Here is a 15777-nt window from a genome sequence, read left to right on the forward strand (position 1 = left end):
CGCGGCGCCGCGCACCTGCGGTATCCGGTTCGGCACCAGGATAGGCGGTGCCTCCCCGCAGAGTCAGGACAGCAGCTGCGTGGGGATGGCCGGCTCCCCCTCGGACAGCCGTCGGGAGGCCGCGGGCAGCTCGGTCCAGGAGGCGGCGTGGCGCGCGGCGGCGGCCTTCAGCCCCTCGGCCCCGGTCGCCCCGGGCAGGATCTCACCCTCGCGCACCAGGTCCGTCATCAGCTCCCGCGTCCGCACACCCTCGGGGAGGTCTCCCCGGGCCCGATCCAGGGCCTGCTCGCTGGAGGCCACCACCTCCGCGACGGCCCGGCCGTCCGCGCCCAGCTGGCGCACGGCGTGCTTGCGACCGCCGGTGGAGCCCTTGCCGGCCGAGCGCTTGGCCACTGGCTCCAGCTGCCCGGAAGCGCCCTCCCGGGCCACGAGCTTGTAGACCATGGAGGTGGTCGGCGCCCCGGAGCCGGTGACCAGCCGGGTGCCCACCCCGTAGGAATCCACGGGCGCGGAGCGCAGCCCGGCGATCGCGTACTCGTCCAGATCCGAGGTCACGGTGATCTTCGTGTCCTTCGCGCCGAGCTCATCCAGCAGGGCGCGCACCCACACCGCCTGGGCGCCCAGGTCCCCGGAGTCCAGGCGCACCGCGCCCAGCTGCGGACCGGCCAGCTCCACCGCGGTGCGCACCGCGGCCTCGACGTCGTAGGTGTCCACCAGCAGCGTGGTGCCCGCGCCCTGGGCCGCCAGCTGGGCCGCGAAGGCCGCGCGCTCGTCGTCGTGCAGCAGGGTGAAGGCGTGCGCGGAGGTGCCGATGGTGTGGATCCCGTAGCGCATCCCCGCCTCCAGGTTGGAGGTCCCGGCGAATCCCGCCACCACCGCGGCGCGGGCCGCCGAGACGGCGGCGGCCTCGTGGGCCCGGCGCGAGCCCATCTCCAGGCAGGGCCGACCCGCGGCCGCCCCGACCATGCGCGAGGCCGCGGAGGCGACGGCCGAGTCGTAGTTGAGGATCGAGAGGATCAGGGTCTCCAGGACGCAGGCCTCCGCGAAGGTGCCCTCCACCTGCAGCACGGGGGAGTGGGGGAAGAACGCCTCGCCCTCGGCGTAGCCGCGCACCGAGCCGGTGAAGCGGAAGTCCGCCAGGTACTCGAGGGTCGCATCCCCGACCACCCGGGTGCGGCCCAGGAAATCCAGCTGCTCCGGGGTGAAGCGGAAGTCCGCCAGCTCCTCCAGGAACCGACCGGTCCCGGCCAGCACCCCGTAGCGGCGTCCGGCCGGCAGGCGGCGGGTGAAGGTCTCGAACACGCTGCGGCGCTCGTGGGTTCCGGCCCGCAGGGCCGCTTCGATCATCGTCAGCTCATAGTGATCCGTGAGCAGGGCGGGAGTAGTCTCGATCACGCCTCCCACTGTAGCCACCGCGCCCGGCCCGGCCAAGGACTGCGGCGCCCTCCGCTGGGCTCCCCGCACCCGAGCTGGCCAGCGCTGCGCCGCCACCCGGTGCGACGCCGACGGCGAACCCGCCCCGCCCCGGGACCCGCGTGCCGGGTAGACTCGGGTGGGTCATGGCCCAGCAGCGCACCCAACCGACCCGCACCGCCGTCACCGGCCCCACGGCCCCCGAGACCACCCCGGAGGGCGGGCTCGGGCTGCTCGAGCGCCCCCAGGAGCAGACCCCGTGGCGGGTGCTCGTATGGAACGACCCCGTGAACCTCATGAGCTACGTGACCTGGGTGTTCCGCACCCACTTCGGGCATTCCCAGGCGCAGGCCCACCGGCTGATGCTGCAGGTGCACGAGGACGGGCGCGCCGTCGTGTTCACCGGCAGCCGCGAGGAGGCCGAGCGGCACACCGCCGCGATGCACGGCTACGGGCTGTGGGCCACCTTCGAGAAGGACGGTGAGTGAGATGGCTCGTCCCTTCCGCGCCGGGCGGCGCGGCATCACCGGGCACCTGGAGCAGCCCGAGCGGGAGCTGCTGATCAAGCTGTTCGGCGACGTCGTGACCACCCTGGAGCCGCGGCAGGATCCGGATCAGGACCCGCTGGCCGCGATGCTCGGGATCACCGAGGACGCCGAGGCGCCGGAGGATCCGGCCCTGGCCCGCCTGCTGCCGCAGGCCGCGGCCGATGAGGGCGAGGCCGCGGAATTCCGCCGCTTCACCGAGCGCGGCATCCGCGAGGAGAAGATCGGGCGCCTGCGGATGGCCGCGATGGACTGCGAGGCCCCGAAGCTGCAGCTGGACGACGAGCACGCCCGGGCCTTCGCCGCGGCCCTGAACGACGTGCGCCTGGTCCTGGCCGCGCGCCTGGGGATCCGCGACGAGCAGGACGCCGAGCGCGTGGCCGGCTACACCGACTGGAACCAGGCCACGGACGTGGAGTCCTACATGTCCCTGGTGTACCAGTTCGTCTCCTGGCTGCAGGACTCCCTGATGGAGGCCATGCTCCAGCGACTGTGATCCCCGGACCTTACCCCTGTGGTCGGTCTCTCGTCGCCCCGGCCACGTGGTCGAGCTCGTGCCGGGGCCCGCTCGCGCAGCGGCTATCCTCGAAGGCATCATGAACTCGCTTCCCGACCAGACCGATGCCGTGACCGCCTGGGGCAGCGCCGCCCCCGCCCGTCCCACCCCCGGGGCCCCGATCGGGGTCTTCGACTCCGGCGTCGGCGGACTGACCGTGGCCCGGGCCATCATGGACCAGCTGCCCCACGAGCAGATCCTCTACGTCGGGGACACGGCCCACGGCCCCTACGGACCGCTGAGCATCGCCCAGGTGCGCGCCAACGCCCTGCGCATCATGGACGACCTCGTGGACTCCGGGGTCAAGGCCCTGGTCATCGCCTGCAACACCGCCTCCTCCGCGGTGCTGCGCGACGCCCGCGAGCGCTACACCCGCCACTACGGGATCCCCGTGGTCGAGGTGATCCAGCCGGCCGTGCGCCGGGCCGTGGCCGCGACCCGCAACGACGTCGTCGGCGTGCTGGGCACGGCGGCCACGGTCTCCTCCCGCGCCTACGAGGACACCTTCGCCGCGGCCCCGCAGCTGCGGATCGTCTCCGAGGCCTGCCCGGAGTTCGTGGAGTTCGTGGAGCGCGGCATCACCTCAGGGCCCGAGCTCCTGGAGGCCGTGCGCACCCACCTGGCCCCGCTGCAGGAGGCCGGGGTGGACACCGTCGTGCTGGGCTGCACCCACTACCCCCTGCTCACGGGCGTCATCTCCTACGTCCTGGGGGAGGAGGTCACGCTGGTGACCTCCTCCGAGGAGACCGCCAAGGACCTGTTCCGGGCGCTGATGGCCCAGGACCTGCAGCGCCCGGCCGACGCCCCCGCCCCGCGCCACGAATTCGTGGCCACCGGGGACCCCGAGCGCTTCCAGGCCCTGGCCCGGCGCTTCCTGGGCCCCGAGGTCCTCGGGGTGCGCCACTCCGCGAGCATCGCCGAGTCCTACCCCACCGGCTCCCTGGCGGTGGTCACCCCGGAGATGATCCGCACCGCCAGCGTGGACCTGAGCGCCGTGGCCGCGACATCGGGTGCAGCGGCCGAGGTCACCGGAGCCGCGGGGACGGATCCCGGGCCCCGCTCCGCGGCGGCCCCGGAACCGGACGCCGAGTCTGGGGCGCAGGAGGGACGGGCATGGAGCTGACCATCATCGGGTGCAGCGGCTCCTTCGCCGGACCCGACTCCGCGGCCTCGTGCTATCTGGTCAGCGGCGAGGATGAGGCCGGGCGCACCTGGCGCATCCTGCTGGACCTGGGCAGCGGGGGGCTCGGGGCGATCCAGCGGCACCTGAGCCTGCCGCAGATCGACGGGATCTTCATCTCCCACCTGCACCCCGATCACTGCATCGACCTGGCCGGCCTGCACATCGCGGTGCGCTGGGATCCGCGCGGCTGGCCCGGGCCGCCGATTCCGCTGTGGGGACCGGCGGACACCCACCCGTACCTGGCCCGCACCCACGGGATCGGCCTGGAGCCCGGGCTCACCGGCTCCTTCGGCTTCCACCCCTGGGCCCCCGGGGAGCCGGTGCGCCTGGGGCCGTTCACGGTGCAGGCCTTCCCCGTGCTGCATCCGGCCCCCGAGCCCTACGCGATCCGGGTGACCCACGAGCTGGCCGGGCGCCGCAGCGTCCTGGCCTACTCGGGGGACTCGGACGCGTGCCCCGAGCTGGTCGAGGCCGCCCGGGAGGCGGATTTCTTCCTGTGCGAGGCCGCCTTCCAGGAGGGGCGCGACGACGCGATCCGCGGGGTGCACCTGACCGGGGTGCGGGCCGGGCGGGTGGCCGCCGAGGCCGATGTCGGACACCTGATGCTCACCCACCTGCCGGTGTGGAACGACCCGGAGGTGGCCCGCGCCGAGGCCTCCCGCACCTACGCCGGGCCGATCTGCGTGGCCGAGGATTCCCGCACCTACGCGATCCCGCCCCGCTGAGCCGCGCCCCGGGCTCCTGCGGGGCGCGGCCGGGGGCGGCCCGGGTACAGTGAGGGACATGACGAGCACCGAGTCCCCCCAGACCCTCACGCGCGCGGACGGGCGCGCCGTCGACCAGCTGCGTCCGATCTCCATCACCCGCGGGTGGTCCCGCAACGCCGAGGGCTCGGCCCTCATCGAGTGCGGGGACACCCGAGTGCTGTGCACCGCCTCCCTGACCGAGGGCGTGCCCCGGTGGCTCAAGGGCGAGGGCCGCGGCTGGGTCACCGCCGAGTACGCGATGCTGCCGCGGGCCACCTCGACCCGCTCCGCCCGCGAATCCGTGAAAGGCAAGATCGGCGGACGCACGCACGAGATCTCCCGGCTGATCGGGCGCTCCCTGCGCGCGATCATCGACCTGAAGGCCCTCGGGGAGAACACCGTGGTCCTGGACTGCGACGTCCTGCAGGCCGACGGCGGCACCCGCACCGCCGCGATCACCGGGGCCTACGTCGCCCTGGCCGACGCCCTGGACTGGGCGCGCCGGGAGAAGATCCTGCCCCGGGGCGCCCAGCCCCTGACCGACTCCGTGGCCGCGGTGTCCGTAGGCATCATCGACGGGGTGCCCATGCTGGATCTGCCCTACACCGAGGACGTGCGGGCCGAGACGGACATGAACGTGGTGGTCACCGGCTCCGGCAGCTTCGTGGAGGTCCAGGGCACCGCCGAGGGCGCGCCCTTCGACCGGGCTGAGCTGGACAGCCTGCTGGACCTGGCCCTGATCGGCACGGCCGAGCTGTCCAGGATCCAGTCGCAGACGCTGGCCGGTGCCCATGAGTGAGCCGCGGCTGATCCTGGCCACCCACAACTCCGGCAAGCTGCGGGAGCTGCGCGAGATCCTGCGCGATGCCGTGCCGGGCCTGGAGGTGGACGCGGAGGTGGTCGACGCCGGCTCCCTCGGCGTCCCGGACGTGCCCGAGACCGGCACGACCTTCGCCGAGAACTCCCTGCTCAAGGCCCGCGCCGTCTATGAGGCCACCGGCCTGCCGGCCATCGCGGATGACTCGGGGCTGTCCGTGGCCGTGCTGCACGGGGCGCCGGGGATCTTCTCCGCCCGCTGGTCCGGGCGCCACGGCGACGATGCGGCCAACCTGCGCCTGCTGCTGGCTCAGCTGTCCGACATCCCCGATCCGCATCGGGGTGCCGCCTTCGAGTGCGCCGCGAGCCTGGTCGGCCCGGACACCGAGGTCGTGCAGACCGGGCGCCTTACCGGGCGGCTGCTCACCGAGCCACGCGGGGAGCACGGCTTCGGCTACGACCCGATCCTCGTGCCCGAGGAGCTTCCCGCCGCGTGGGAGGGGGCCAGCTGCGCCGAGATCCCGCCGGAGCTGAAGAACGCGATCAGCCACCGCGCCCGGGCCTTCACCGCGCTGATTCCGCACATCGCCGCCCTGCTGGACGGGGCCGGCGGAGAGAAGGTCTAGCCCGCCGTGGCCCGCATGTCCCCGTTCGCGCTGATGCGCTTCCGACCCCTCATCCAGGCGGTCCTCGACCAGGCCGGGGTCCGGTGCGCGCCCACCGAATGGGACGTGCACTCCAACGGGTCCGCGCACCTGGTGGTCAACGCGGGTCAGCGGGTCAGCGTGCGGGTGGCGAAGAACCACCTGGTGGGCCGGCAGGTCCAGCGCCGCACCGACCTGCTGCGCGCCCTGCCTGCGGACCTGCCCTTCGAGGTGCCCCGCCCCCTGACCCGGGTGCTGGAACGCGGCGGGCACGTCGCCGTCGGGCTGACCTGGGTGCCCGGGCGGCCCCGCGAGGTGGGCCCCGCCCCGGCGCGGGCCCTGGGCCGGGCGCTGCGCGCGATCGACGCGATCGACCCCGCGCCCCTGTCCGCGATGCTCGAACCCTCCCAGTCCCACTGGGGCGGCTCGCACTGGCCGCGCACCGTCCGAGAGCGGATCATCCCCCAGCTGCTGCACGGCAACCGGGAGCGCGCCGAGCGCCTGCTGGACGATGCCCTGGCCCTGGACCCGGTGACCCCCCGGTTCATCCACTCCGACTTCGCCGGGCACAACATCCTGTGGAACCGGGAGCGCATCTCGGGGGTCATCGACTGGGATCATGCCAGCGTCGGGGATCCCGGCTGGGACATCGCCGCGGCCGGGAACTGGTTCGGCTGGGAGGCGGTGACCCGTGTGGTGGGACGCGACTGGGCCGAGCGCGGCCGCGTGCTGCAGCGGCTGATGCCCCTGCAGGCCGTGGGGTATGCGATGATCCACGGCTACGGTGGCGCGACCCTGCGTCAGGCCGTGGAGCGGGCCGACCGCTGGATCGAAGCGGAGGCCTGAGGGGCAGGGCGGCCGGTCACCCTCCCGAGGCGCCCCAGACCCCCCACCACCGCCGCGCGGTCTCGACCCAGCGTTCGGCCAGCCGATCGGCCAGCCGATCGGCCAGCTGCTCGGCCGAGGGATATGTCGGCGCCAGCCCGGCCCGCGCCATCGGCGACTGTGACGTCTCGGAGGCCTCGTCGGAATCCGCCTCGGACCGGGCCTCGGAGTCGGCCGCGGCCCCGCCGTCCGCCGCGTCCGCTTCCGGTCGCGCGATGCCCGCTCCGGTGAGCTCGCGGGCCAGGGCCCGCACGCACCCGGGCACCTGATCCCCGCCCCGCCCCTGCGCGGTCCCCGCGGCGTCGGGATCGGCCAGGACGGCCGCGCTCAGCGGTGCCGCCGCCAGGACGCGGGCCAGACCGGAGCGGGTGGCGCCGGTGGCCCCGTAGGAGGCGAGCAGCCCGGCGGACGGCGCGGATCCGCCCGGATCCCGAGGGCTGAGCAGCTCGAGCACGCGGCGCCGGGCCCGCTCCCGCAGCTGCGCCGGAGCACGACGCCGCGGGTCCGCGCCGTTCCCGGCATCCCCGACGGCCTCGGCGTCCAGCCCGAGCAGGGCCCGCCGATGCAGCACGATCACCAGGCCTGCGGCCAGGGCCTCCGGGTGACCGTGGGTCAGGGCGGTGAGGTTCACGGCCAGCTGGCCCAGCTGCTCCAGGCCCTCGCGCGGGTGCAGGGGGAGCACTGCCAGGCGGGGGAGGAAGGCGTCATCGGCCAGCTCGGTGAAGGGGGTGCGCGCCGGATACGGCATGTTACCGGCGCACAGGGCCCGGGCCAGCAGCGGGTGCCGCTCGGCGAAGTCCGCGGGGGCCAGGCGGGCGGCCTCGGGCTCCCACCACGCCCTCGGCGGCATCGGGGCGGCCTCCTCGGGGTTCAGACCCAGCGCCCGGGCCCACCGCAGATCGCCCAGCCACACGCACGCCGTCTCGTCCGCGCCGACCCCCTGCGCGGACCAGTCCAGGGCTTCGCGCAGCCCCTCGATGCCGGCGGCCAGCGCGCCCAGCAGCTCGGGGCGGGCCCGGGCCTGCGCGCGCAGCGCCGCGCGCACCAGTGCGGGGTACTCGGCGGCGTCGGGGAAGGGGATGGGCAGGGAATCCATGGTGCTCATTCTGTCAGTCGCCCGGGTTACGTTGGAGCCATGAAGATCCTGCACACCTCGGACCTGCACCTGGGGCGCAGCTTCCACGGCCGCTTCCTCCAGGCGGATCAGGAGGCCATCTGCGCCGAGCTGGTGCGGGTCTGCGCCCGGCAGCAGGTGGATGCGGTGCTGATCGCGGGGGACGTCTACGATCAGGCCTCCCCGCGCACCGAGGTCATCCAGCTGCTCTCCCGGCTGCTGGGCGAGCTCAACGCCCAGGGCACCACGGTGGTGCTGACCTCCGGCAACCACGACTCCGCGGCCCGCCTGGGCTTCGGGGACACCATCCTGGAAGGGGCGGGGGTGCACCTGCGCACCCGCCTGGCCGACGCCGCGCGGCCGGTGCTGCTGGACGAGTCCACCGCGGTGTACGGCATCCCCTACCTGGACCCGCGGGCCGCGGGCCCCAGCCTGGGGGTGCAGCCCACGCACGCGGCGGTGCTGGAGGCGGTGGCCGAGCGCATCCGGGCGGATCTGGCCCGGCGCCCGGGGGTGCGCGGCATCGTCATGGCGCACTGCTTCGCGGTGGGGGCCGAGCCGACGGATTCGGAGCGGGCCATCGAATCGGGCAGCCTCGGGGCCGTGCCGGCGTCGGTGTTCCGGGGCCTGGACTACGCCGCCCTGGGGCATCTGCACGGGCGCCAGCAGATCACGCCGACGGTGCGCTACAGCGGCTCGCCCCTGCGCTTCTCCTTCTCCGAGACGGACCAGGTCAAGGGCTACTGGATGCTGGAGCGCACGGAGGGCGGGATCGAGGCGAGCCCGGGAGTCTGGGAGCACCAGGTGCCGCTGGCCCGGCTGCGGGGGCGCCTGGAGGAGCTGCTGGAGGACCCGGAGCTGGACTGGGCCCGGGAGCGGATGTGCCAGATCACCCTGACCGACGCCGAGCGGCCGGCGCATCCGATGGAGCGGCTGCGCACCCGCTTCCCGCACACCGTGGAGCTGCTCTTCGACGGTCTGCGCACCCGCCCGGCCGGCTTCTACGCCCAGCGCCTGGCCCGGGCCCGCACCCCGGAGCAGGTGTGCGCGGAGTTCTACGAGCAGGTCCGCCGCCGCCCCCTGGATGAGCCGGAGCGGCGGCTGGTGGAGGGGGCCCTGGACCGGGCCCGGGACGAGCAGGCGCACGAGGCGGAGGCGACGGACGCGACGGAAGGGAAGCGGGCATGAGGATCCACCGGCTGCGACTGGAGGCCTTCGGCCCGTACCGGCAGGCCCAGGAGATCGACTTCGAGCCGCTGAACGAGGCCGGGCTCTTCCTGCTCACCGGGCCCACGGGCGCCGGCAAATCCACGGTGTTCGAGGCGCTCACCTTCGCCCTGTACGGCACGACCACCGTCCCGGAGAACGCCAAGGGCCTGAAATCGCATTTCGCCGAGGCCGCGGCCAAGCCCTCGGTGGAGGTGGAGGTGAGCATCGGAGAGCACCGCTACCTCGTGCAGCGCAGCCCCGCCTGGAACCGGCCCTCGACCCGGGCGAAGGCCGGCTACGTCGAGCAGCACGCCACGGTGCTGGTGCGCCGGCGTCCCGAGGCGGATCCGGAGGCCGAGTGGGAGGTGGTCTCCACCCGGATGGATGAGGCCGGTGAGCACCTGGCCCAGGCCATCGGCCTGACCCGTCAGCAGTTCGCCCAGGTGGTCATGCTCCCGCAGGGTCGCTTCGCCCAGTTCCTGCAGGCCTCCTCCTCGGACCGCGAGGAGCTGCTGCGGCGGCTGTTCCCAACGGACCTGTACGCGGAAACGCAGCGGGTGCTGCAGGAGCAGGCGCGGGCCGCCCGGGAGGAGCTGGCCGATGCAGCCCGGCAGCGTGAGCACCTGCTGGCCGAGTTCGCTCGGCTGCAGGAGCGGGAGCGCGGCCTCCTGACCCCGGAGCACGGCGATCACCCCGGTGCGCTCGGCGCGCCCGGACGGCAGACAACCGAGCCTGAGGCGCCGGAGGAACGAGAAGAACCGGGGGAACAGGAGGACTCGGGGGAGCAGGAGCCGGCCCGCCGGATCCACCGGGCCCAGCGGCGTCTGGCCGAGGCCGCAGCCGGTCTGGAGGAGGCCCTCGGCTCCGCGCGCGCGGCCTGGACCCGGCATCGGGAGGAGACGGCCCGGCAGCGCGACGCGCTGGAGGCCGCCCGGGAGCACGCCGTCCTGCAGCGGCGGGCAGAGGACCTGCGCGCCCGGGAGGCCGAGCACCGCCAGCGCACCGAGCGCCTGGCCGCGGCCGAGCGGGCCGAGCCCGTGCGCGCGGCCGAGGATCAGCGCCGCGCCGCAGAGGAGGAGCTGCACCAGATCCAGCAGGAGCTCACCGACCTGACCCGCCGGGCCCGCAGGCTGCGCCAGTCCGGACCGCACGCCGTCGCGCCGGATGCGCGGGAGCAGGCCCTGGACGAGCGGTTCTGGGAGCAGGTCGGGGCCGAGCCCGACGCCGACCCGGATGCTGAGGACGATGCCGCCTCCGGTCTCGCCTCCGACGGCGAGCACGCGGCCGAGGTCGAGAACGCGCCCGAGGGCGCGCAGGCCGGTTCGGATGCGGTTACAGCCGAGGGGCAGGAGGCCTCCGCTCAGGGGGAGCATCCCTACCGGGTGCGGCTGCGGGAGCGGCGTCGAGCCCTGGAGGCCGAGCTGCGCGCCGCCGAGGAGCAGGCCGCGGCCGAGGAGCAGGCCCGCGGGCTGGTGGAGCGGATCCGCCGTGCGCAGGAAGCTGTCGGGGCCACCCGGGAGGAGATCGACCGGACCCAGGCCGCCGCGCAGCGGGAGGCCGAGGCCGTCGCCGCCCAGGAGCACCTCGCCGCAGATGCTGCGCCGGCCCGGCAGGAGGAGCAGGAGGCCACCCGGGCTCGACGGCGCAGCGCCGAGCGGATCCGTCACCTGGAGCAGCGGCGGGAGCTGGCCGAACGCCACGAACGGGCCGAACACGAGCGCACCGAGACCCTGGAGCGCTACGAGCGCCTGCAGAGCGCGCGCCTGCGCGATGCCGCGGCGACCCTGGCCGAGGACCTCGTCCCGGGGCGTCCGTGCCCCGTCTGCGGCAGCCGGGAGCATCCCGACCCGCATGCCGGAGCCATGCCCGGGTCTGTCCCCGGCGGCGCCGATTCCGCGCCGGGGCAGACCGAGGCGGGCCTCGACCGGGGAGCGGGGGACGGCAGCGGGCAGGCCGCGCCCCCGGATCTGAGTCCCAGGGCTCTGCAGGAGGCCCGGCGGCGCCGCGACGCCGCCCTGGCCGAGGCCCAGCGGATCCTCGAGGCGCTGGCCCGGGTCGACGCCGCCCTCGAGGCCCTGGACGCCGAGGGCACCCCGCCCACCCCCGAGCAGGCGCAGGAGGGCCTCGACGCGGCGGCAGCGCGGGTGCGCGCGGCCGAGCAGGCCGAGCGGCGGGCCGAGCAGCACCGGGGCCGGGCCCAGCGCCTGGCGCAGGAGCTGGACCGGCTGCGCGAGCGCCTGCGGGGACAGGAGCTGGAGCACCGCGACCTGCAGACCCGCGGCGCCCAGGCTCGGGAGCGGGCCCGCTCCGCTCGGGCCCGGCGCGGCGGCGACCCCCGGGACCTGCTCGACTCCTCGACGCTGCGCACCCGACTGGCCGCCGCGGAGGACTTGGAGCGGCTGCTCGAGCGGGTGCTCGGCGGTCTGGAAGCCCGCTCCCGCACCGCACGGCGTCGAACCCGGTCTGCCCGCGCGGGCGCGCAGGCCGCGCGGGAGGCCGGCTTCGCCGATGTCCCCGAGGCGCTGGCGCGGTCCCTGGATCCGCAGCGGCGCGGACAGCTGCGCCGGACCGTGGCCGCCGAGGAGCAGGAGCGGGCCCGGCTGGAGGAGGCCTGGCAGGCCCCGGCCCATCGCAGGCTGCTGGAGGAGGCGCAGCGGGCCGAGGCCGAGGGGCTGGATGCGGGCTCGATCACCGACCCGCAGCGGCGCGGCGAGCTGGTCGAGCAGGCCGCCCGGCGCGAGGCCGCCGCCCAGGAGGAGCACGAGCGGGTCCTGCTCACCCGGGAGCGGGCCCAGCAGCTGCTGGCCGATCTGCGGGAGCTGGCCGTCCGCTGGGAGGACTGGGCCCGACGCTCCGGGCGGCGGGCCGAGCGGGCCCGGCGCATCGGGGACCTCGCGGAGGTGGCCGCCGGCAACGGGGCCGAGAACCTGCAGCGGATGTCCCTGACCACCTACGTGCTGGCCGCCCAGCTCGAGGAGATCGCCGAGGCCGCGAGCCTGCGGCTGCAGCAGATGAGCTCGGGGCGCTACACCCTGCGCCACTCCGACGCCGCGGCCGGGCACGGGCGCCGCTCCGGGCTGGGCCTGGAGGTCTTCGACGCCTGGTCCTCCGTGGCCCGCCCGACCAGCTCCCTGTCCGGAGGGGAGTCCTTCATGGCCTCGCTGTGCCTGGCCCTGGGCCTGGCCGACGTCGTGCAGGCCCGGGCCGGCGGGGTGCAGATCGACACCCTGTTCGTCGACGAGGGCTTCGGCAGCCTGGACGAGGATACGCTGGAGGACGTCATGGACGCGATCGACGGACTGCGCGAGAACGGGCGGGTCATCGGGCTGATCAGCCACGTCGCGGACCTGCGCGCCCGGATCCCGCAGCACCTGCGCGTCCGGCGCACCCCGGCCGGATCCCTGATCGAAAGCGACGCAGGATGAGAACCCCACCCGCCACGGCACCCGGGTCCACCGGGTCCTTCCGCATCCCCCCGGCCGCCCGGGCCGGTACGGCCTGGGCCCGGCTGCGCGTCCTGGCGCGCCTGGTCGGGCTGGGCTACCTGGGGGTGACCGTCTTCGCTCGCCTGCCGGTGGCGATGCTGCCGCTGGGCACGCTGGTGATGATCGCCTCCTGGACCCGGCAGGTGCTGCTGGCCGGATACGCCGCCGGGGCGGTGGCCCTGGCGCTGGCCGTCTCGGTCCCGCTGTACGGGATGCTCGCCCGGCGCGTGGGTCAGCGGGTGGTGCTGCTGTTCTGCTCGGTGGCCAACACGGCCGCGCTGCTGTGGCTGATCCACGAGGCCGACCGGGTCCAGCGTCACCCGGAGATCGGCATCGGGCTGCTGCTGGCCGCGTGCGCGGTCACCGGGGCCACCTGCGCTCCCGTGGCGGCCCTGGCCCGGATCCGCTGGGCGGGGGAATCCCAGCGCCTGGCCGATCGCAGCCTGCTGAACTCCTCCCTCGCCTTCGAATCCGTCGCGGACGTGCTGGCCCTGCTGCTCGGGGCCGCGGTGACCGGGCTCAGCTGCGTCATCGGCGGCCCGCACACGGGGCTGCTCATGGTCGTGCCGGTCAACGTCGTCGGAGTGCTGGCCTTCGCGTTCTTCCGGCTGCGCCACGCCCTCGGCCCCACCAGCCCGCCGCCGGAGCCGGAGGCGGCCGCCGAGGACGCCGCCAGGCGCTCGCTGATGTGGCTGCCGGTGGTGGGCATGGGCGCCCTGGGGCTGCTGCTCGGATCCATGCAGTCCTCGCTGGTCAGCTACACCATGAACTTCGACGCCGTGCAGTACGTGGGGCTGCTCTACGCCGTGCTCGGCGGATCCAGCCTGGTCTCGGCGGTCATCGTCGTCGGGCTGCGGGCCCGGACCAACACCTGGGGGGCGTGGCTGCTGTGGGCGTGTCTGCTGACCCTCGTGGGGATGCCGGTGTCCATGCCCACCGGGGACGCCACGCTGGCGCTGAGCCTGGTCGTGGAGGGGGCGGTGGTCGGGGTCGCCCTGATCGTCACCGACTCCGTGGTGATGTCCATCGCCCCGGTGCGCTGCCTGGACCTCGTGCTCACTTCGGCGCTGGCCTCGCTGCTGGCCGGCAACGCCCTGGGGCTGGCCTGGGGCGCGGTGCTGGGGGACTCCCTGGGCTACAACTCCGCGCTGATGCTCCCGGTGCTCTCCGCCGGGGCCTACCTGCTGCTGGCCCACCTGTACGGGTACCTGTGGCGCCAGCGCTTCGAGCGCCGGGAGACCGACGCGCGCCTGGCCCGGCACCTCGCCCGCCGCGACGGACGGTGACCCCAGCGGGTCGAGACAGGCCGAGCACGCTGGCCCAGGACGCGGAGCGGGCCGGAGCGCCCCCCCCTCAGCTGGGAGGGATGCTCCGGCCCGATCTCGCCGCGGGGCGGCCCCGTGCGGTGCAGGACCGGCTCAGTGGCCGCGGTCGATCCACTCCTGTCGGTGCGGGGCCTCCGCCCCGATCGTCGTCGTCTCCCCGTGACCGGTGAGCACCGCGGTGCCCGGGTCCAGGCTCAGCAGCTTCTCCGTGATCGAGTCGATGATCGTCGGGAAGTCGCTGAAGGAGCGGCCCGTGGCCCCGGGTCCGCCCTGGAACAGGGTATCCCCGGAGAACACCACCGGGGAGGAGCCCTCCCAGGACAGGTCCTCACTCAGGAAGCACACGGAGCCGGGGGAGTGGCCCGGGGTGTGCAGCACGGTCAGGGTGGCCCCGCCGGCGGGGATCCGCTGCCCCTCGGACAGCGGCTGCGGCTGCACGTCCGTGTCCGGGTTGGCCAGCAGCCACAGCGGGCGGTCCTCCGGGTGCAGCAGCACCGGCGCGCCGAAGCGCAGGGAGGCCTCCGGAGCCAGTCCGGCGTGGTCGTCGTGGGCGTGGGTCAGCAGGATCGCGGTGACCTCCCGATCCCCGACCAGCCCGGCGACGGCCTCCAGGTCGTGCGCCGGGTCGATGACCACGCAGCGCTCGTCATCGCCGATCACCCAGACGTTGTTCTCCACCTCCCAGGTCCCCCCGTCCAGGGAGAAGGTGCCCGCGGTGACGGTGTTCTCGATGCGGGTGCTCACGCGCCACCTCCCGGCAGGTCCACCACGGAGCGCAGCACGGCCCCGTCGGCCATCTTCTGGAAGGCCTCGTTGATGTGCTCCAGGTCCGTGCGCTCGGTGACGAACGCATCCAGGTCCAGCCGGCCCAGGCGGTACTGGTCCACGAGCATCGGGAAGTCCCGGGTGGGCAGGCAGTCCCCGTACCAGGCGGGGCGCACGGAACCGCCGTGGGAGAAGACGTCGGCCAGGTCCAGGGTGAGCTCGGTGCCCGGGTTCGGCACGCCGACCAGGACCAGGCGACCGGCCAGGTCCCGGGCCTCGAAGGCCTGGCGGAAGGTCTCGGCCACCCCGACGGCGTCGATGACGACGTCGGCGCCGTGCCCGCCGGTCAGCTCGCGGATCGCCTCCACGGCGTCGCGCTCGGAGGAGTCCACGGTGTGGGTGGCGCCCAGGCGCTCGGCGGCGGCCAGCTTCTGTCCGTCCACGTCGACCGCGATGATCGTGGTGGCCCCGGCCAGGGCGGCACCCGCCACGGCCGCCACCCCGACCCCGCCGCAGCCGATCACGGCCACGGATTCGCCGCGGCGCACGGCCCCGGTGTTCAGCGCCGCCCCGATCCCGGCGGTGATGCCGCAGCCCAGCAGCCCGACGGCGGCGTACTGGTCCCGGTCCATGTCCCCTTCGATCTTGGTGCACTGGCCGGCGGCCACGAGGGTCTTCTCCGCGAAGGCGCCGATCCCCAGGGCCGGCTCCAGCTCGGTGCCGTCCTGCAGGGTCATCTTCTGGTGCGCGTTGTGCGTGTCGAAGCAGTACCAGGGCTCCCCGCGGCGGCAGGCGCGGCACTGGCCGCACACGGCCCGCCAGTTGAGGATCACGTGGTCGCCGACGGCGACGCCGGTGACGTCCTCGCCCACGGCCTCGACGATCCCGGAGGCCTCGTGGCCCAGCAGGTAGGGGAAGTCGTCCCCGACCCCGCCCTTCTGGTAGTGCATGTCGGTCTGGCAGACCCCGCAGGTGAGGACCTTGACGAGGGCCTCACCCGGGCCCGGATCCGGGACGGTGATGGTGGTCAGCTCGGCGGGAGCGTCCTTCTCCCGCACGATGACGGCCTTGACCTGCTGCATGGTTCCTCC

At 74.7% G+C, this 15777-nt stretch carries 14 protein-coding genes; 10 read left to right on the forward strand and 4 right to left on the reverse strand.

What is annotated here, in order from left to right; translation table 11 throughout:
- Positions 1-63: 63 nt before the first annotated feature.
- On the reverse strand, positions 64-1347 hold the full coding sequence (locus NQ707_RS09590; RefSeq protein WP_100463164.1) for a nicotinate phosphoribosyltransferase: 1284 nt from the start codon (positions 1345-1347) through the stop codon (positions 64-66).
- 212 nt (positions 1348-1559) lie between these two features.
- Between NQ707_RS09590 and clpS the strand changes: the two genes are divergently transcribed.
- The 7 genes from clpS (at position 1560) to NQ707_RS09625 (ending at position 6749) form a co-directional block, all read left to right on the forward strand.
- A complete protein-coding gene (gene clpS / locus NQ707_RS09595; RefSeq protein WP_064725644.1) occupies positions 1560-1901 on the forward strand; it encodes an ATP-dependent Clp protease adapter ClpS in 342 nt (113 codons plus the stop codon).
- A gap of 1 nt (position 1902) precedes the next feature.
- Positions 1903-2454 (forward strand): DUF2017 domain-containing protein, encoded by a 552-nt coding sequence (locus NQ707_RS09600; RefSeq protein WP_064725645.1) that lies wholly within the window; start codon positions 1903-1905, stop codon positions 2452-2454.
- A 100-nt stretch (positions 2455-2554) separates the two neighbouring features.
- Positions 2555-3637: a glutamate racemase gene (gene murI, locus NQ707_RS09605; RefSeq protein WP_404435607.1), complete on the forward strand. Its 1083-nt coding sequence runs from the start codon at positions 2555-2557 to the stop codon at positions 3635-3637.
- Positions 3628-4422, forward strand: coding sequence for an MBL fold metallo-hydrolase (locus tag NQ707_RS09610; protein WP_404435609.1), 795 nt, complete (start codon positions 3628-3630; stop codon positions 4420-4422). The genes murI and NQ707_RS09610 overlap by 10 nt, the downstream gene beginning before the upstream one ends.
- A 58-nt stretch (positions 4423-4480) precedes the next feature.
- Positions 4481-5242, forward strand: coding sequence for a ribonuclease PH (rph, locus tag NQ707_RS09615; RefSeq protein WP_075514412.1), 762 nt, complete (start codon positions 4481-4483; stop codon positions 5240-5242).
- Entirely contained in the window at positions 5235-5885 is a 651-nt protein-coding gene (gene rdgB / locus NQ707_RS09620; protein WP_064725648.1) for an RdgB/HAM1 family non-canonical purine NTP pyrophosphatase, read from the forward strand. The genes rph and rdgB overlap by 8 nt, the downstream gene beginning before the upstream one ends.
- A gap of 15 nt (positions 5886-5900) precedes the next feature.
- Positions 5901-6749 (forward strand): phosphotransferase, encoded by an 849-nt coding sequence (locus NQ707_RS09625; protein WP_061225004.1) that lies wholly within the window; start codon positions 5901-5903, stop codon positions 6747-6749.
- Positions 6750-6765: 16 nt separating this feature from the next.
- On the opposite strand, the gene NQ707_RS09630 is transcribed toward NQ707_RS09625, so the two are convergent.
- Positions 6766-7884 carry an ADP-ribosylglycohydrolase family protein gene (locus NQ707_RS09630; protein ID WP_058743444.1) on the reverse strand — a complete coding sequence of 373 codons (1119 nt, stop codon included), beginning with the start codon at positions 7882-7884 and terminating at the stop codon, positions 6766-6768.
- A gap of 39 nt (positions 7885-7923) precedes the next feature.
- Here NQ707_RS09630 and NQ707_RS09635 point away from each other — a divergent pair, with 39 nt between their 5' ends.
- The 3 genes from NQ707_RS09635 to NQ707_RS09645 are packed head-to-tail and all read left to right on the forward strand — an operon-like array spanning position 7924 to position 13882.
- The gene (locus tag NQ707_RS09635; protein WP_404435612.1) at positions 7924-9090 is read left to right on the forward strand and encodes an exonuclease SbcCD subunit D; all 1167 of its coding nucleotides are present in this window, start codon (positions 7924-7926) and stop codon (positions 9088-9090) included.
- Positions 9087-12536 carry an AAA family ATPase gene (locus tag NQ707_RS09640; protein WP_129357453.1) on the forward strand — a complete coding sequence of 1150 codons (3450 nt, stop codon included), beginning with the start codon at positions 9087-9089 and terminating at the stop codon, positions 12534-12536. The genes NQ707_RS09635 and NQ707_RS09640 overlap by 4 nt, the downstream gene beginning before the upstream one ends.
- Positions 12533-13882, forward strand: a complete 1350-nt coding sequence (locus NQ707_RS09645) for an MFS transporter (protein ID WP_129357454.1) — start codon at positions 12533-12535, stop codon at positions 13880-13882. Before NQ707_RS09640 ends, NQ707_RS09645 begins: the two co-directional genes overlap by 4 nt.
- A 132-nt stretch (positions 13883-14014) precedes the next feature.
- Here NQ707_RS09645 and NQ707_RS09650 read toward each other — a convergent pair whose 3' ends face one another.
- Positions 14015-14665 carry an MBL fold metallo-hydrolase gene (locus tag NQ707_RS09650; RefSeq protein WP_061224999.1) on the reverse strand — a complete coding sequence of 217 codons (651 nt, stop codon included), beginning with the start codon at positions 14663-14665 and terminating at the stop codon, positions 14015-14017.
- Positions 14662-15768: an S-(hydroxymethyl)mycothiol dehydrogenase gene (locus NQ707_RS09655; protein ID WP_061224998.1), complete on the reverse strand. Its 1107-nt coding sequence runs from the start codon at positions 15766-15768 to the stop codon at positions 14662-14664. Before NQ707_RS09655 ends, NQ707_RS09650 begins: the two co-directional genes overlap by 4 nt.
- Positions 15769-15777 lie beyond the last annotated feature (9 nt).

The sequence above is a fragment of the Rothia sp. BD8 genome (assembly GCF_044878465.1).
Classification (GTDB): Bacteria; Actinomycetota; Actinomycetes; order Actinomycetales; family Micrococcaceae; genus Rothia; species Rothia kristinae.